This window comes from Burkholderia sp. AU28863, from assembly GCF_002223195.1.
Lineage (GTDB): Bacteria > Pseudomonadota > Gammaproteobacteria > Burkholderiales > Burkholderiaceae > Burkholderia > Burkholderia sola.
Map to the genome: position 1 here is coordinate 980,991 of NZ_NKFE01000003.1, position 16,941 is coordinate 997,931.

Below are 16,941 nucleotides of genomic sequence, written 5' to 3' on the forward strand. Positions count from 1 at the left end.
TATCCGGACGCCGCACGCACGCTGCGCGACCGGGCAGGCGCGGGAGCCGAATGGACGAATCGACTTCGATTTGCGGGGTGCTATGAGAATTGCTGTACTGGATGACGATCCGGCCCAGACGGATTTCGTCAGTCAAACGCTGACGGCCGTCGGCCATACGTGTTATGCGTTCAAGGAAGGCAAGGCCCTGAAGAAGCGCCTGCAGCGCGAGACGTTCGACCTGCTGGTGCTCGACTGGAACGTGCCCGACATGTCCGGCGAGGAAGTGCTCAAGTGGGTGCGGGCGAACCAGACCGAGCACAGCCTGCCGATCATCTTCATGACGAGCCGCGACGACGAGGCCGGGATCACGCAGATCCTCAACGCCGGCGCCGACGATTACGTGGTCAAGCCCGTGTCGGGTCCGATCCTGCGCGCACGTATCGGTTCGCTGCTGCGCCGCGCGTATCCAGTCAATGCCGAGGCGACCGTCCGCGAGTTCGACCAGTTCCGTTTCGACGTGAACCTGAAGCAGGCGTACGTCGGCGACAAGGCCGTGAGCCTCACGCAAAAGGAATTCGAGCTCGCGCTGCTGCTGTTCCAGCATCTCGACCGGCCGCTGTCGCGCGCGCACATTCTCGACCTCGTATGGAAGCAGGCGACCGACATTCCGTCGCGCACGATGGATACGCACATTTCGATGCTGCGCACCAAGCTCGGCCTGCGGCCCGAAAACGGCTACCGTCTCGCGCCGATCTACGGGTACGGCTACCGACTCGAACGGGTCGGCCAGGGGGAACCGGAGTGACCGCGCGCATCACGCAGCGCACGGCGCGCCTGTGCACGGCGGCGCTGCGCGCGGCCTGCGCGGTCGCATTCGCGTTCGCCGCGCAGCAGGCCGCGGCGCAGCCGCCCGCCGCCGCGGGCAAGACGGTCGTCTATCGCACGCAGGCGGGCGACACGCTGTACGACGTCGCCGCGCGCTACCTGCAGGGCGCGGACGACTGGCAACTGCTCCAGCAGATCAACGGCGTGCCGGCGCCGAAGCGCCTGCAGCCCGGCATCGCGCTGAAGCTGCCGGTCGCGCGCCTGCGCAAGGAAAAGCTCACCGCGCGCGTGATCGCGGTGCAGGGCACGGCCGAGCGCGCGTCCGGCGATGCTTTCGCGCCGCTCGCGAACGATGCGACGCTCGCCGAAGGCGACCGCGTGCGCACCGGCCCGAACGGCTTCGTGACGATCGAGCTGACCGACGGCACGCACATGAGCCTGCCGCCCGACAGTCAGCTCGACCTGAAGTCGCTGCGCCGCACCGTGCTGACCGGCACGCTCGATCGCGAGTTCGAACTGACGCGCGGCTCGGTCGACAGCGAAGTCACCCACCTGAAGAAACGCGACGACCGCTTCCAGATCCGCTCGCCGTCGGTCGTCGCCGGCGTGCGCGGCACGCGCTTTCGCGTGAACTACGACGCGGCCGGCACGGCGGCGACGCGCGTCGAAGTGCTCGACGGCACGGTCGGCGTCGCGGGCGGCCGCAAGCCGGCCGGCGCAACGCTCGTGCATGCGAACTTCGGCAGCGTCGCGACGTCGTCGGGCGCGGTCGGGGCGCCGGTCGAGTTGCTCGGCGCGCCCACGCTCGAGCATCCGGACAAGGTGCAGGACGAGCCCGACGTCGCGTTCGACGTCGTGCCGCTCGCGCACGCGCAAGCGTATCGCGTGCAGCTCGCGCACGACGCGGGGCTGCTCGACCTGTTCCGCGAAACGCGCACCGATTCGCCGCGCGCGGTGTTCCGCGACGTGCCGAACGGCAACTACTTCGTGCGGATCGCCGCGATCGATACGAACGGCCTCGAGGGGCTGCCGCGCACCTATACGTTCGAACGCCGGGCAATGGGGCTCGACGCGAGCGCGTCGCAGGGCGCCGGCGGTTACGAGTTCCGCTGGTCGCCGAACGGGGCGGGCAAGAACGCGCGTTACCGGTTCGTGCTGTCGCGCTCGAAGGACCTGAGCGCGCCTGTCGTCGACCAGGTCGGCCTGCACGCGCGCCAGATCACCGTCGCGCACCTGCCGCCGGGCGACTATTTCTGGGCCGTGATCGTCGAGGAATTCGAAGGCGGCAAGTTCTACGAGAAGACCAGTCCGGTCGGCGCGTTCACGTTGTCGCGCTGACCCGCGGCGCATGAAACCAGACTCCGTTTCTCCGCGGCGGCGCCTCGGCCGCCGTTTCCTGATCGAATGGATCGCGATCGGCTGCCTCGGCGTCGCGGTGATCCTCGCGTGCGCGCTCGGCCGCCTGTCGTCGAGCGTCGACGGGTTGATCTACGACCGGCTGCTGATGCTGCGCAGCCTGCCGCTGTCACCCGACGTGGTGGTCGTCGACATCGACAACCAGAGCGTGTCCGCGCTCGGCCGCTGGCCGTGGCCGCGCGACGTGCACGCGCGGCTGCTCGACACGCTCGCGCGCGCGCAGCCGGCCGCCGTCGTCTACGACGTGCTGTTTACCGAGCCGTCGCCAGAGGATCGCGCGTTCGCGGACGCGATGAGCCGCGTGCCGACCTTCTTGCCGGTGCTGCTGAGCCCCGAGCAGGCGGACGGCACGCGCTCCGTCGATCCGCCGGTCGCCGCGCTCGCGGCGCGTGCGACGGGGCTCGGCCATATCAATCTCGAAGTCGATCGCGACGGCATCGTGCGCAGCGTCGCGCTGTTCGAAAGCGACGGCCGCGTGCGCTGGCCGCAACTGATGGTGCCCGTCTATCGTGCGATCCAGGCCGGCCGGCTGCACCCGGTCGGCGGCGTGCCCGGCCCGAACGCGCACGACCTGTCGCGCGATGCGGCGGGCGAGGGCCGCTACCTGATTCCGTTCAGCCGCAACACGCCCGCGTATCCGACGCTATCGTTCGACGACGTGCTCGAAGGGCGCGTGAAGCCTGACGCACTGCGCGGCAAGGTCGTCGTCGTCGGCGTGACGGCGTCCGGGCTGTACGATCGCTTCGCGACGCCGGTGTCCGGCGAGTTCGGCCCGCTCGCCGGCGTATACATCCATGCGAACGTGCTCGACATGCTGGCGACCGGCAGTGCGATCTCGCCCGCGTCGCGCGCGGGGCTGTTCGTCGCGTCGCTGCTGCCGCTCGCCGTGTTGCTGGGCGGCTTCCTGATGCTGTCGCCGTGGCGCGCGTTGCTGCTGACGCTGAGCCTTGCCGCGCTCGCCGTCGTCGCGAGTCTGGCGCTGCTGTTCGAGGCGCGCATCTGGCTGACGCCAGCGCCCGCGATCTTCGGGCTGATCGCCGTCTACCCGATCTGGAACTGGCGGCGGCTGGAAATGACGATGTCGTACCTGCGCCGCGAGCTGCAGAAGCTCGCGGACGAGCCGCACCTGCTGCCCGAGGCGCCGCGCACGCGCAACGTCGGCGGCGACGTGCTGGAGCGGCAGATGGCGCTGATGGCGCAGGCTGCGCAGCGCGTGCAGGACATGAAGCGCTTCGTGTGGGACAGCCTCGACAGCATGCCGGAGCCGATCTTCGTGACCGACCTCGCCGGCACCGTGCTGATCGCGAACCACGCGGCGAAACGCTACGGGTCGCGGCTCGCGCTGCCGCTGCCGGAAGGGCGGCCGCTGCGCATCGCGCTCGGCGAGCTGACGTTCATGAAGACCGTCGACGGCAACGCCGAGCACGACGCGACGATCCGCGAGCACTGGCCGGCGGCGCTCGATCCGACGCTCGAGGCCGAGCACGACGCGATGGCGCGCGGCATCGAGGTGCGCGACCGCGACGGGCTCGACCATCTGCTACGCTACGCGGCGTGTACGAACGCGCAGGGCCGCGTGACCGGCTGGATCGCCGGCCTCGTCGACGTGACCGAGCTGCACGCGGCCGAGCGGCAGCGCGAGGAAGCGCTGCATCTGCTGTCGCACGACATGCGCTCGCCGCAGTCGTCGATTCTCGCGCTGGTCGAGATCGAGCGCGACCGCGTCGAGAGCGACGCGATGCGCGGGCTGCTCGCGCGGATCGAGCGCTATGCGCACCGCGCGCTGTCGCTGGCCGACGAGTTCGTGCAACTGGCGCGCGCGGAGTCGCAGGCGTACCAGCTCGAGGTGACGAGCCTTGTCGACGTGCTGATCGACGCGAGCGACGAGGTGTGGCCGCAGGCGCAGGCGAAGCACATCCGCGTCGAGACCGACGTGGGCGCCGACATGTGCTGGGTGCGTGCGGACCGCTCGCTGATCACGCGCGCATTCGTGAACCTGCTGAACAACGCGGTCAAATACAGTCCGTCCGACACGGTGATCACGTGTACGCTGACGGTCGAGCACGCATCGAAGCGGATGTTCTGTACGATTCGCGATCAGGGATACGGCATCGCGCCGGAAGATCAGCGGCATCTGTTCGAGCGTTTCAAGCGATTCCATGCCGGCGAGCGGCCCGAAATCTCGGGTTCCGGGCTCGGCATGGCGTTCGTGAAGACGGTCGTCACGCGCCATGGGGGCAGCGTGTCGGTCGACAGCGAAGTCGGGGTCGGCACCGCGGTGACGGTGTCGCTGCCCGCGATCGACGAGCCGTCCGCCTGACAGGGCCGGGCGCGACGGCAGGTATTTGGGGAAAGCCATGAGAAAGCAATGGGCGGCGACCGCGCTGGCGGCGTCGCTGTTGACGGGTTGCGCCGGCGTGACGAGCGGCGTGAGTGCGCTCGGTCAGCCGAATGCATTTGCCTCGGGGGCGCACGGCTACGATTTCGTGCGGACGGCCGCGCAGGCGAGCGACGCCGAGTACCGGCAGATCGAGACGCTCGTGCGCGACGAACTCGCGCGCCGCGGCTTCGATGCGCAGCCGCTCAAGGACGCGCGCTACCGGTTGTCGGTCGCGTACGCGACGCAGCCGGCGGCGGTCGCGGCGAGCGCCGACGGCTGCGGCGCGGCGAGCAGCGCATGCGTGACGGTCGACGGGCCCGCGCCGCTCGCGCTGCCGTTCATGGGCCGCGTGTACCGCCACGTGTTGACGCTGCGCTTCGTCGATGCGAAATCGGGCGCCGACGTCTATCGCGTGTCGGCGTCGCTGCGCGACCGCGATCCGGGCACGCAGCAGGCCGCGCCGGCGCTCGTGAAGAGCGCGCTGGCGAAGGTGCCGTTCGGCGACGGTAACGGCTGGCTCGTCAAGACGAAAAAAGACGACGCGGGCGGCATGCCGGGCGTCGTCTCGGTGAAGCCGGCCGACGCGCGCTGAAAGCGCTGGCCGCGAGATGAGGGCGGGCCCGCCGGGGCGGGCCCGTGCCGCGTTCAGACGGTCGGTTGTCCGCCGTCGCGCGTGCGCAGGTACGTTTCGAACTCCGCACCGACTTCCGGGTGGCGCAGCGCGAATTCGACCGTCGCCTTCAGGTAGCCGAGCTTGCTGCCGCAGTCGTAACGCGTGCCCTGATACTTGTAGGCCAGCACCTGCTCGTCGGCGAGCAGCGCCTGGATCGCGTCGGTGAGCTGCAGTTCGCCGCCCGCGCCCGGTTTCAGCGCGCGCAGGTGCTCGAAGATCCGCGGCTTCAGGATGTAGCGGCCGACCACGCCGAGGTTCGACGGCGCGACTTCCGGCGCCGGCTTCTCGATGATCGCCGACATCTTGACGATCGACTCTTCCCATTCCTTGCCGTCGACGATCCCGTACGACTTCGTCTCCGACGGCGGAATCTCTTCGACGCCGATCACCGAGCTGTGATAGTGGTCGAACACGTCCACCATCTGCTTCATCACCGGCGGGTTGCCGTCGAGCAGGTCGTCCGCGAGGATCACCGCGAACGGGTTGTCGGCAACCAGCTTTTCCGCGCACAGCACCGCGTGGCCGAGGCCCAGCGCTTCCGGCTGGCGCACGTAAAAGCAGTCGACATGACTCGGCTTGATGCTGCGAACGAGCTCGAGCAGCTTTTCCTTGCCGCGCGCCTCGAGTTCGGCCTCGACTTCGTACGACTTGTCGAAGTGGTCCTCGATCGCGCGCTTGCTGCGCCCGGTCACGAAGATCATCTCGGTGATGCCCGCGGCGATCGCTTCCTCGACCGCGTACTGGATCAGCGGCTTGTCGACGACGGGCAGCATTTCCTTCGGGCTCGCCTTCGTTGCCGGCAGGAACCGCGTGCCGAGGCCGGCCACGGGGAATACCGCCTTGGTGACTTTCAACATGATCGAACCTTTATTCCTGTAATCGACTTGTCAGACGGTCTATGTTCACGTTCCGATTATAGTGAACGCAAACGACCTTACCGTTTGTTACGCAGGCAACCGATCGAGCTGCGCGCGCAGTTTTTCGAGCGTGCTCTGGAATTCCGCGACGCGTTTCTGCTCCTGCTCGACCACGGCCGGCGGCGCTTTCGCGACGAATGCCTCGTTGCCGAGCTTCGCGTTGCATTTCGCGATCTCGCCCGTCAGGCGCGCGATTTCCTTCGACAGGCGCTCGCGCTCGGCCGCGACGTCGATCTCCACTTTCAGCACCAGCTTGTTCGGGCCGACGATCGCGATCGGCGCGCCGTGCGCTTGCTGGTCGAGCGCCGCTTCGTCCGCGAGGATCTGCACTTCCGACAGGCGCGCGAGGGCCTGGACGTACGGCGCGAACGAGCGCAGGCGCTCGGCGTCGCCGGCTGCCAGCAGCGGCACCTTGGTGGCCGGCGACAGGTTCATCTCGCCGCGCAGGTTGCGGCACGCGTCGACGATCGCCTTCAGGTCGGCCGCCCACTGTTCGGACGCCTCGTCGAGCTTCTGCAGGTTCGCGACCGGATACGCCTGCGTCATCAGCGACGCTTCGCCCTCGGCCTTGCCTTGCGGATAGCGGCCGGCGAGCGGCGCGACCTTCTGCCAGAGCGCTTCGGTGATGAACGGGATGACCGGGTGCGCAAGGCGCAGCACCGTTTCCAGCACGCGCAGCAGCGTGCGGCGCGTCGCGCGCTGCTGTTCCGGCGTGCCGTTCTGGATCTGCACCTTCGCGAGTTCGAGATACCAGTCGCAGTACTCGTCCCACACGAACTTGTAGATGCTGCTCGCGACGTTGTCGAAGCGGTAATCGGCGAAACCCTTCGCGATGTCGGCTTCGGTGCGCTGCAGCAGCGACACGATCCAGCGGTCGGCCGCCGAGAAGTCGAGGTAGCCGCCGGGGCCGCAGTCGCCCGCGCCGCACACGTCCGGCTTGTCGGCGCCGCAGTCGTGGCCTTCGCAGTTCATCAGCACGAAGCGCGTCGCGTTCCACAGCTTGTTGCAGAAGTTGCGATAGCCTTCGCAGCGCGCGAGGTCGAAGTTCACGTTGCGGCCGAGCGTCGCCATCGACGCCATCGTGAAGCGCAGCGCGTCGGTGCCGAACGCGGGGATGCCGTCCGGGAATTCCTTGCGGGTCTTCTTCTCGATCGTCGCGGCCTGCTTCGGGTTCATCAGGCCCGTCGTGCGCTTCGCGACCAGCGTGTCGAGATCGATGCCGTCGACGATGTCGATCGGGTCGAGCGTGTTGCCCTTGCTCTTCGACATCTTCTGGCCTTCCGCGTCGCGCACGAGGCCGTGCACGTAGACGGTGTGGAACGGCACCTTGCCGGTGAAGTGCGTGGTCATCATCACCATCCGGGCGACCCAGAAGAAGATGATGTCGAAGCCGGTGACGAGCACCGACGACGGCAGGAAGTGCTGCAGTTCAGGCGTTTCGTTCGGCCAGCCGAGCGACGAGAACGGCACGAGCGCCGACGAGAACCACGTGTCGAGCACGTCCTCGTCGCGCTTGAGCGCGCCCGTATAACCCTTCGCGGCGGCCTGCGCGCGTGCGTCTTCCTCGTCGCGCGCGACGAACACCTCGCCGTTCTCGCCGTACCATGCGGGAATCTGGTGACCCCACCACAGCTGACGCGAGATGCACCAGTCCTGGATGTTCTCGAGCCACTGGTAGTAGGTGGTCGTCCAGTTTTCCGGCACGAACCTGATCTGGCCGCTGCGCACGACGTCGAGCGACGTTTCGGTGATCGACTTGCCCGGGTTGAACGTGCCTTCCGGCGCCGGCTTCGTCATCGCGACGAACCACTGGTCGGTCAGCATCGGCTCGATCACGACGCCCGTGCGGTCGCCGCGCGGCACCATCAGCTTGTGCGGCTTCACCGAATCGAGGAAGCCCTGCGCATCGAGGTCGGCGACGATCGCACGGCGCGCGTCGAAGCGGTCGAGGCCGCGATACTGCTCGGGGCCGTTGTCGTTGATCTTCGCGTCGAGCGTCAGGATCTCGATCGGCGCGAGCTTGTGGCGCAGGCCGACCTGATAGTCGTTGAAGTCGTGCGCGGGCGTGACCTTCACGACGCCGGTGCCGAACTCGCGATCGACGTAGTCGTCGGCGATGACCGGGATCTCGCGGCCCGTCAGCGGCAGCGTGACGAGCTTGCCGATCAGGTGCGCGTAGCGCTCGTCTTCCGGGTGAACCATCAGCGCGACGTCGCCGAGCATCGTCTCGGGACGCGTGGTGGCGACCGTCAACGAGCCCGAGCCGTCGACGAGCGGGTAGCGGATGTGCCACAGGTGGCCGTTTTCTTCCTCGCTCACGACTTCGAGATCCGACACGGCGGTCAGCAGCACCGGATCCCAGTTGACGAGGCGCTTGCCGCGATAGATCAGGCCCTGTTCATACAGCGTGACGAACACGTCGCGCACGGCGGCCGACATCTTGTCGTCCATCGTGAAGTACTCGCGCGACCAGTCGGTCGACGCGCCGAGGCGGCGCACCTGGCCGGTGATCGTCGAGCCGGACTTCTGCTTCCACTCCCACACGCGCTCGACGAATTTCCCGCGGCCGAGGTCGTGGCGCGACACACCCTGCGCGTCGAGCTGGCGCTCGACGACGATCTGGGTCGCGATCCCTGCGTGGTCGGTGCCGGGCACCCACAGCGTGTTCTCGCCGAGCATCCGGTGATAGCGGGCGAGGCCGTCCATGATCGTCTGGTTGAACGCGTGGCCCATGTGCAGCGTGCCCGTCACGTTCGGCGGCGGCAACTGGATCGCGAAATCGGGGCGGGACGGATCGAATGCCGGGGCGGCATAGCCGCGTTTTTCCCACTCCGGCCCCCATTGGGTCTCGATGGTGTGGGGTTCGAAGCTCTTCGCCAGCGTGTTGTCGCTCATGGTTGGAAATTTGCCGAAAAATGCTTGTTGGAGACTTGAACCGCACATTATAAGTCGCCGGGCGTCGAGCGGAGCCGTTCGCGGCTTACAGTCAGGTTCGTACGCGTCCAATTGCCGACGCGTGTCGGGACGGCTAACTTGCGGGGCAGGCTGCGGGTTTGAGTCGGCGAGGGCTTGCTGCCGCACCGGTCCGCCGTCGCCACCAAGGAGAATGGAGTGATACGACCGACATTTGCCGCCGCGTGGGCGGCGTCAACGAAGATTTACGATCCGGCCCGTTCGGGCGAGAGAGTGGCACAGGTGATAGGGGGCAGCGTTGCTGCGCATATCCGGGATAAAACGAACCCTTGGCGGAACACATGCGCGGTTCGTATGAGCTATATCCTGAATGAATCTGGCGTAGTCGTTCCGTTCATGTCGGGCAAGACCAGGGAAGGAGCCGATCGCCGGCACTATTTCTATCGTGTCAGAGATGTTGTCTCGTTTCTGAAAGTCGTTTGGGGCGCGCCTCAACTCATTGCCTATCCACCGAGTGGCGGGGGCTCACTGGCGGGGAAATGTGGTCTTATCCTTTTCGAGGTGCATGGATGGAGTGACGCCAGCGGGCATGCGACACTTTTCAATGGACGCAAGTGCTACGACGCTTGCTATTTCAACGAGCCGGAGGCGAACTATCGCACTAGCCGCGCTTATTTCTGGGCGCTCAAATGAACATTTTTCGGGTGGTCTGCGCCGTCGCGCTATGTTCGGCACTGTCTGCCGAAGCAGCCGATTCGGTCATGGCCGTGCGGCGCACCAATGCGGAGAATTACAAGGACAGGGCGTTGGCGGCGTGCCTGTCGCTCGCTTACCGGGGATCGCCGGCAGGCGAGGATGCCGATGTCACCAAGAGTGCGTTCCTGGAATGGACTTATTACGATGAGGATAAAGGCGATCGGGCGGTCGAGCAGCTTGCAGAACGCTATTTGCGCCGCGATTACGGCAATCCCGTGGAAGGTTACGCCGGGGCAAAATTTGCGCTGCTGAAATGCCTGGACCTGTATCACGGCCCCGAACTCGACGAACAAGTTCGCCGGTATGTCCCTCATCCCGACTGGATCGGCGACAAACCTGCCGGGCGACGCAGCAAGTAACGCTGACTACGGGCGCCGAAGCCGTCGCCGGTGGAGGAAGCGGCCTCGTCGGGCCCCGATGCCGCATTGATCGGCCACGGGATCGCACGCAGCCGACTTATAATGTCGGGTCCGCATTTTTCTCGCCCGTTAGCCGCCGCTCCATGCCCGACCTGCTCGCCAATCTGAACCCCGAACAACTCGCCGCCGTCACGTTGCCGAACGAACCGGCGCTGATCCTCGCAGGGGCGGGCAGCGGCAAGACCCGCGTGCTGATCACGCGCATCGCGTGGCTGATCCAGCAGGGCTATGCATCGCCGCCCACCGTGCTCGCCGTCACCTTCACGAACAAGGCCGCGCGCGAAATGATGGCGCGCCTGTCGGCGATGATGCCGATCGACACGCGCGGAATGTGGATCGGCACGTTCCACGGCCTGTGCAACCGGATGCTGCGCACGCATTGGCGCGACGCGGGCCTGCCGCAGACCTTCCAGATCCTCGATACGGCCGACCAGCTGTCCGCGATCAAGCGACTGATGAAGGCGGCGAACGTCGACGACGAAAAGTACCCGCCGAAGAACGTCCAGTACTTCATCAACAACGCGAAGGAGCAGGGGCTGCGCCCGGACAAGGTCGACGCGACCGACAACTTCAACCGCAAGTTCGTCGAGCTGTACCAGGCGTACGACCAGCAGTGCCAGCGCGAAGGCGTCGTCGATTTTCCCGAGCTGCTGCTGCGCTGCTACGAATTGCTCGCGTACAACGCGCCGCTGCGCGCGCACTACCAGGCGCGCTTCCGGCACATCCTCGTCGACGAGTTCCAGGACACGAACAAGCTGCAGTACGCGTGGCTCAAGATGCTCGCGGGCGGCGAAAACGCGATTTTCGCGGTCGGCGACGACGATCAGTCGATCTACGCGTTCCGCGGCGCGAACGTCGGCAACATGCGCGACTTCGAAGACGAATTCCGCGTGCGCAACCTGATCAAGCTCGAGCAGAACTACCGTTCGCACGGCAACATCCTCGACGCGGCGAACCAGCTGATCTCGAACAACGCGCACCGTCTCGGCAAGAACCTGCGTACCGATGCCGGTCACGGCGAGCCCGTGCGCGTGTACGAAGCCAGCACCGATTCGCAGGAAGCCGGCTGGATCGTCGAGGAGATCCGCTCGCTGATCAATACCGGCATGGCGCGCAGCGAAGTGGCCGTTCTGTACCGCAGCAACGCGCAGTCTCGCTCGATCGAGCACACGCTGATGTCGTCGGGCATTCCGTACCGCGTGTACGGCGGCCTGCGCTTTTTCGAGCGGCAGGAAGTGAAGCATGCGCTCGCATACCTGCGCCTGATCGACAACCCGAACGACGACACGGCATTCGCGCGCGTCGTGAACTTCCCGACCCGCGGGATCGGCGCGCGCTCGGTCGAGCAGTTGGCCGACGCCGCGCGCCTGTACGGATGCTCGATGGCCGCGGCGATTCCGTACGTGACCGGCAAGGCCGGCACGAGCCTCGGCGGGTTCGCGAACCTGATCGCGAAGATGCGCGCCGACACGCAGCACATGAACCTGCCCGACACCGTCGAGCACATCGTGCGCGCGAGCGGCCTCGCCGATTTCTACCAGGGCGAGCGCGAAGGCCAGGATCGTCTCGAAAACCTGCAGGAACTCGTGAACGCGGCCACCGCGTTCATCGCCGAGGAAGGCTACGGGCTCGACACGCCGGCCCGCTCGATCCCGCTGCGCGCGGGCGCGATCGCCGCGCCCGAGCTCGGCGCCGCGACCGACGATCCCGCGGTCGACGTGCTCGATCCGGCATCGCCCGCCGATCCCGCCCAGAACCCCGACACGATGACGCCGCTCGCCGGTTTCCTGTCGCACGCGTCGCTGGAGGCCGGCGACAACCAGGCGCAGGCTGGCCAGGACGCGGTGCAGCTGATGACCGTGCACGCGGCGAAGGGCCTCGAGTTCTCGGCCGTATTCATCACCGGGCTCGAGGAGGGGCTGTTCCCGCACGAGAACAGCGTGCTCGAATCGGACGGCCTCGAGGAAGAGCGCCGGCTGATGTACGTCGCGATCACGCGCGCGAAGGAGCGGCTCTACCTGTCGTTCGCGCAAAGCCGGATGCTGCACGGCCAGACCCGCTACAACGTGCGCTCGCGCTTCTTCGACGAGCTGCCGGAGCATGTGCTGAAGTGGCTCACGCCGAAGGTCGAGGCCGGGTCGCGCTGGGGCGGACGTTCGGACAACGCCGGCTACGGGCGCGACTGGTTCGCGCGGCCGGGCGGCGGCAGCCGAGAGCAGATCGTCGATGCGGCCGTGTCCGCGCCGCTGCCCGCGTTCGCGGACAAGCAGCGCGCGGCCGACACTGGCTTCCGGGTCGGCCAGCAGGTGTTCCATACCAAGTTCGGCGAAGGCACGGTCACCGCGCTCGAAGGCAACGGCACCGACGCGAAGGCGCAGGTGAAGTTCAAGCGCCACGGCGAGAAATGGCTCGCGCTCGCGGTCGCGAAACTGCAGGCGGTGGAATGATGGACATCGACGTGGTCGCGGCGCCCGCGGCGCGTCCGCTCGGCATTCTGGCCGCGCTGCCGGAGGAACTCGGCGACCTGATCGCCGCGATGCGCGCCGACGGCGCGATGAAGACGGTCACGCTCGGGCGCCGCGACTATCACGTCGGCACCGTGCACGGCGCGGCCTGCGTCGTCACGCTCGCGCGGGTCGGCAAGGTCGCGGCCGCCGCGACGGTCAGCGCGCTGATCCACGTGTTCGGCGTATCGGGCGTGGTGTTTACCGGCGTCGCGGGCGGCGTGTCGCGCACGGTGCGGGTCGGCGACGTCGTCGTGGCCGATACGCTGCTGCAGCACGATCTCGACGCATCGCCGCTCTTTCCGCGCTACGAAGTGCCGCTGCTCGGCATCACGCGTTTCGCGACCGACGCCGCGTTGACGGCCCGCTTGCGGGCTGCGTGCACGCTGTTCGTCGAGGAAGAGGCCGCGCGGTTCGCCGAGCGTTTCGGGCTCGCCGGCGCGGCGCTGCACGCGGGGCTCGTCATCAGCGGCGACCGCTTCGTGTCGAGCGAGCGCGAAGTCGTCGCGCTGCGCGACGCGCTGCCGGACGCGCTCGCGGTCGAAATGGAAGGCGCCGCAATCGCGCAGGTGTGCGCCGAACACGACGTGCCGTTCGCGCTCGTGCGCACGATCTCCGATACGGCCGACGATCACGCGACGCAGTCGTTCTCGCACTTCCTGTCGGCGATCGCGAGCAGCTATTCGTCGGGCATCCTCAAGCGTTTCCTGACGCTGCATGCGACGACGGCGGCCTGAAGAGCCGCCGTCGAGCTATTCCCCATTCGAACCAGACGAACCAGACGACAGGCCGCGGCGCGCACGCCGCGGCCTGTCGTTCGTCACGCCTTTTTGCGCCCGCTGCCTTCGAGGTTCGGCAGGAATACCGTCAGCACGCCGATCAGCGGCAGGAACGAGCACACCTTGTAGACGAACGGAATGCTCGTCGCGTCCGCGAGCTGGCCGAGCACGGCCGCGCCGACACCGCCCAGCCCGAATGCGAAGCCGAAGAACAGGCCCGCGACCATCCCGACCTTGCCGGGCATCAGCTCCGTCGCATAGACGAGGATCGCGGCGAACGCCGATGCCAGCACGACGCCGATGATCACGGTCAGCACGCTGGTCCAGAACAGGTTCGCGTACGGCAGCAGCATCGTGAACGGCGCGACGCCGAGGATCGACACCCAGATCACGTACTTGCGGCCGATCCGGTCGCCGACGGGCCCGCCGATCAGCGTGCCGGCGGCGACCGCCGCGAGGAACACGAACAGGTGGATCTGCGCGGCCTGCACCGACAGGTGGAACTTGTCGATCAGGTAGAACGTGAAATAGCTGTTGATGCTCGCGAGGTAGAAGTATTTCGAGAACACGAGCAGCACCAGCACGCCGATCGCGCCCATCACGCGGCCGCGCGACAGCGTCGGGTGGCCGGCCGGTGCGGCCTTCTTCTTCATCGACGGATGCTTCTTGTACCAGTGGCCGATCTGCGTGAGCACGATCATCGCGACGAGCGCGGCCGCGGAGAACCACGCGATGCTGTGCTGGCCGTGCGGAATGATCACGAGCGCGGCGAGCAGCGGCCCGAGCGCGGAGCCTGCGTTGCCGCCGACCTGGAACACCGACTGCGCGAGCCCGTGCTGGCCGCCCGACGCCATCCGCGCGACTCGCGACGATTCGGGATGGAACACCGACGAGCCGCAGCCGACGAGCGCCGCGGCCACCAGCAGCATCGGGAAATTCGACGCGATCGACATCAGCAGCAGCCCCGCGAGCGTGAAGCCCATGCCGACCGGCAGCGAATACGGCTTCGGACGCTTGTCGGTATAGAGGCCGATGAGCGGCTGCAGCAGCGACGCGGTGATCTGGTAAGTGAGCGTGATCAGGCCGATCTGCGCGAACGACAGCGCGAACTGGCTCTTGAGCATCGGGTAGATCGCGAGGATCAACGACTGGATCATGTCGTTGAGCATGTGCGAGAAGCTGATCGCGCCGAGTACCGGGTAGACGGTGCGGGCAACGGGCGGTGCGGACGGCTGGGCGACGGCTGCGCCGGCGCCGGAGTCGAGGCTGGTTTCCATGTGAGCTGAACGAGTTGAGGTGGCTGGCGCGCTCTGTTGGGGATCGGCGCGTGATTGATTCGTTGATGCGTCAAAGAAGTGTAATGTGGCGTGTCACGAATGTCAGGCCAAGTTTTATCGCGAATCGGACATTCGTCGGACGGATCGGCCGCTGCGTGCTTTTTTGGACGGGTATAACCGCTGGCGGCGCGTCCACCCTTCAGCGAGGCCGCGCCCGGGGCCCGGTGGGTGTTTTTCCGGACTCAAGAAACGGCGGTGGCGGCCGTAGAACGACCCAATGACAACACGCGCGCCGCGCCTGGCACCGGCTACCCGCCGGGCGGGCGCTGGACGCGCGGCATGGCCTGCCATCGCGGGACCGCCGGGACCGACCTTTCCGGCAGCGTGATCCATACGGGGATAGTTCGATGAAAGCAGCATCTTTGCATCCACAGCCCGGTGCGGCGCCCGCCGCACCCGACGTCGCCGCCGGTCGTGTCGCACGGCGTGCGCGCGCGGCGCGTCGCGAGCGCCGGTCGTGGACCGTCAAGGCGACGTTGCGCGCCGCATTCGCGATCCTGCTGGCCGGCACGCTCGCGATCGGCGTGTTTTCGCTGTGGCAGATCAGCCGGCTGAACGCGTCGATCGCGTCGGTCTACGAGCAGGGTCACGTCGCGAGCCGGGCGGCGGCGGAAGTCCGCGCCGAGGTACTGCGCGCGAGCCGCGCGCAGAAGATGCTGCTGACCGCGACCACCGCGAAGGAGCGCGACGAACTCGGCGCCGAGGTGAGCGCGGGGCTCGCGTCGATCGGCCAGGCGCTCGGCACGCTGCAGCGCTATGCGGATCCGGCCGATACCGGCGATTCGGCGCGGCTGCACGCGTTCTCGACGGCGGTCGGCACGTGGAGCACGCATCTGCGCGATTTCGTCACGCTGGTGCGCGCGCAGCCGCTCGACCTGTCCCAGATGAACTGGCAGGTCGGCACGCAGGACGTGTCGCTGCTGGTCGAAACCGGCAAGCTCGAAAAACTCGTCGCCGAACTCGTGAAGACGCGCGGCGAGAAGTCGAAGGCGACGCTCGATGCGTCCGCGACCATTTTTTCGTCTTCGTTCGCGATGATCGCGGCGATGACGGCCGCCTTGATCGTGCTGGCCGTCGTGATCGCCGAGCGCGTCGTGCGGCGCCTCGCGTCGCAGCTCGGCGGCGAGCCCGCGCTCGCGAAGGAGATTGCCGCGGACATCGCGCGCGGCGACCTGACGCGGCCGATCGCGCTCGGCCGCCACGACCGCGGCAGCATGGTGCGCGCGCTGGCCGAGATGCAGACGGGGCTCGCGGCGACCGTCGGCGAGATCGCCGTGAGCGCCGAGGCCATCGCGGCCGCGTCCGGCGAAATCTCGACCGGCAACCTCGACCTGTCACGCCGCACCGAGCAGCAGGCCGTCGCGCTCGAGCGCACCGCGGCCAGCATGGAGCAGCTCACGTCGACCGTGCGGCAGAACGCCGAGAACGCGCGGCAGGCGAGCACGCTCGCGGCCAATGCGTCGGCGGTGGCGGAGACGGGCGGGGAGGTCGTCGGGCGCGTGGTCGCGACGATGAGCGAGATCGACGACAGCGCGAAGAACATTCGCGACATCATCGGCACGATCGAAGGGATCGCATTCCAGACCAACATTCTCGCGTTGAACGCGGCGGTCGAGGCCGCGCGCGCCGGCGAACAGGGGCGCGGTTTCTCGGTGGTCGCCGGAGAGGTGCGGCTGCTCGCGCAACGCTCGGCGACCGCGGCCAAGGAGATTCGGGAGCTGATCGGCGCGTCGGTCGAGCGCGTGGCCAACGGCGCGGCGCTCGCGCACGACGCGGGCCGCACGATGGGCGACGTGGTGCGCGCGGTCAAGCGCGTGACCGACATCATCGGCGAGATTTCGGCGGCGTCGGACGAGCAGAGCGCGGGGATCGACGAGATCGGCCGCGCGGTCACGCAGATGGATGCCGGCACCCAGCAGAACGCGGCGCTCGTCGAACAGGCGGCCGCTGCCGCGAACGCGCTCGACGAGCAGGCTCAGGCGCTGAAGGCGCTGGTCGGGCGTTTCCGCATCGCACACTGAGCGTGCGGCGCGCCCTGGC

Annotated in this window: 12 protein-coding genes; 9 read left to right on the forward strand and 3 right to left on the reverse strand. The window is 67.6% G+C overall.

The genetic code is table 11. The features are described 5' to 3' along the window. Nucleotides 1-82: 82 nt before the first annotated feature. From CFB81_RS06935 to CFB81_RS06950, 4 genes are read left to right on the forward strand one after another with little or no spacing between them, the layout of a single operon-like run. Complete coding sequence (locus CFB81_RS06935) at nucleotides 83-787, forward strand: response regulator transcription factor (protein WP_006490421.1); 705 nt, start codon at nucleotides 83-85, stop codon at nucleotides 785-787. Then, a complete protein-coding gene (locus tag CFB81_RS06940; RefSeq protein WP_069621321.1) occupies nucleotides 784-2,145 on the forward strand; it encodes a FecR domain-containing protein in 1,362 nt (453 codons plus the stop codon). Before CFB81_RS06935 ends, CFB81_RS06940 begins: the two co-directional genes overlap by 4 nt. A 10-nt stretch (nucleotides 2,146-2,155) precedes the next feature. Then, the gene (locus tag CFB81_RS06945) at nucleotides 2,156-4,543 is read left to right on the forward strand and encodes a CHASE2 domain-containing protein (protein ID WP_069621322.1); all 2,388 of its coding nucleotides are present in this window, start codon (nucleotides 2,156-2,158) and stop codon (nucleotides 4,541-4,543) included. Between the two features lie 37 nt (nucleotides 4,544-4,580). Next, nucleotides 4,581-5,195, forward strand: coding sequence for a DUF4136 domain-containing protein (locus CFB81_RS06950; RefSeq protein ID WP_089434911.1), 615 nt, complete (start codon nucleotides 4,581-4,583; stop codon nucleotides 5,193-5,195). A gap of 53 nt (nucleotides 5,196-5,248) precedes the next feature. Here CFB81_RS06950 and galU read toward each other — a convergent pair whose 3' ends face one another. Together galU and CFB81_RS06960 are read right to left on the reverse strand one after the other, a co-directional pair. Next, complete coding sequence (galU, locus tag CFB81_RS06955) at nucleotides 5,249-6,133, reverse strand: UTP--glucose-1-phosphate uridylyltransferase GalU (RefSeq protein WP_089434912.1); 885 nt, start codon at nucleotides 6,131-6,133, stop codon at nucleotides 5,249-5,251. An 87-nt stretch (nucleotides 6,134-6,220) separates the two neighbouring features. Further along, on the reverse strand, nucleotides 6,221-9,088 hold the full coding sequence (locus tag CFB81_RS06960; protein ID WP_089434913.1) for a valine--tRNA ligase: 2,868 nt from the start codon (nucleotides 9,086-9,088) through the stop codon (nucleotides 6,221-6,223). 300 nt (nucleotides 9,089-9,388) lie between these two features. Between CFB81_RS06960 and CFB81_RS06965 the strand changes: the two genes are divergently transcribed. From CFB81_RS06965 to CFB81_RS06985, 4 genes are all read left to right on the forward strand, one after another. Then, nucleotides 9,389-9,799, forward strand: coding sequence for a type VI secretion system amidase effector protein Tae4 (locus CFB81_RS06965; RefSeq protein ID WP_256976067.1), 411 nt, complete (start codon nucleotides 9,389-9,391; stop codon nucleotides 9,797-9,799). After that, nucleotides 9,796-10,221, forward strand: coding sequence for a type VI secretion system amidase immunity protein Tai4 (locus CFB81_RS06970; protein WP_089434914.1), 426 nt, complete (start codon nucleotides 9,796-9,798; stop codon nucleotides 10,219-10,221). The genes CFB81_RS06965 and CFB81_RS06970 overlap by 4 nt, the downstream gene beginning before the upstream one ends. A gap of 143 nt (nucleotides 10,222-10,364) precedes the next feature. Then, a complete protein-coding gene (locus CFB81_RS06980) occupies nucleotides 10,365-12,728 on the forward strand; it encodes a UvrD-helicase domain-containing protein (RefSeq protein WP_089434915.1) in 2,364 nt (787 codons plus the stop codon). Further along, nucleotides 12,725-13,522: a 5'-methylthioadenosine/adenosylhomocysteine nucleosidase gene (locus tag CFB81_RS06985; protein WP_089434916.1), complete on the forward strand. Its 798-nt coding sequence runs from the start codon at nucleotides 12,725-12,727 to the stop codon at nucleotides 13,520-13,522. The genes CFB81_RS06980 and CFB81_RS06985 overlap by 4 nt, the downstream gene beginning before the upstream one ends. 83 nt (nucleotides 13,523-13,605) lie before the next feature. On the opposite strand, the gene CFB81_RS06990 is transcribed toward CFB81_RS06985, so the two are convergent. Next, the gene (locus CFB81_RS06990; RefSeq protein ID WP_069621328.1) at nucleotides 13,606-14,841 is read right to left on the reverse strand and encodes an MFS transporter; all 1,236 of its coding nucleotides are present in this window, start codon (nucleotides 14,839-14,841) and stop codon (nucleotides 13,606-13,608) included. Nucleotides 14,842-15,248: 407 nt separating this feature from the next. Between CFB81_RS06990 and CFB81_RS06995 the strand changes: the two genes are divergently transcribed. Beyond that, nucleotides 15,249-16,922, forward strand: a complete 1,674-nt coding sequence (locus CFB81_RS06995; RefSeq protein ID WP_089434917.1) for a methyl-accepting chemotaxis protein — start codon at nucleotides 15,249-15,251, stop codon at nucleotides 16,920-16,922. The last annotated feature ends 19 nt before the right edge of the window (nucleotides 16,923-16,941 follow it).

Bases quoted from the DNA above. Each gene is read 5' to 3' on its own strand.
- CFB81_RS06935 (WP_006490421.1), top strand. From the start codon at position 83: ATGAGAATTGCTGTACTGGATGACGATCCGGCCCAGACGGATTTCGTC.
- CFB81_RS06945 (WP_069621322.1), top strand. From the start codon at position 2,156: ATGAAACCAGACTCCGTTTCTCCGCGGCGGCGCCTCGGCCGCCGTTTC.
- CFB81_RS06950 (WP_089434911.1), top strand. From the start codon at position 4,581: ATGAGAAAGCAATGGGCGGCGACCGCGCTGGCGGCGTCGCTGTTGACG.
- galU (WP_089434912.1), bottom strand. From the start codon at position 6,133: ATGTTGAAAGTCACCAAGGCGGTATTCCCCGTGGCCGGCCTCGGCACG.
- CFB81_RS06960 (WP_089434913.1), bottom strand. From the start codon at position 9,088: ATGAGCGACAACACGCTGGCGAAGAGCTTCGAACCCCACACCATCGAG.
- CFB81_RS06970 (WP_089434914.1), top strand. From the start codon at position 9,796: ATGAACATTTTTCGGGTGGTCTGCGCCGTCGCGCTATGTTCGGCACTG.
- CFB81_RS06980 (WP_089434915.1), top strand. From the start codon at position 10,365: ATGCCCGACCTGCTCGCCAATCTGAACCCCGAACAACTCGCCGCCGTC.
- CFB81_RS06985 (WP_089434916.1), top strand. From the start codon at position 12,725: ATGATGGACATCGACGTGGTCGCGGCGCCCGCGGCGCGTCCGCTCGGC.
- CFB81_RS06990 (WP_069621328.1), bottom strand. From the start codon at position 14,841: ATGGAAACCAGCCTCGACTCCGGCGCCGGCGCAGCCGTCGCCCAGCCG.
- CFB81_RS06995 (WP_089434917.1), top strand. From the start codon at position 15,249: ATGAAAGCAGCATCTTTGCATCCACAGCCCGGTGCGGCGCCCGCCGCA.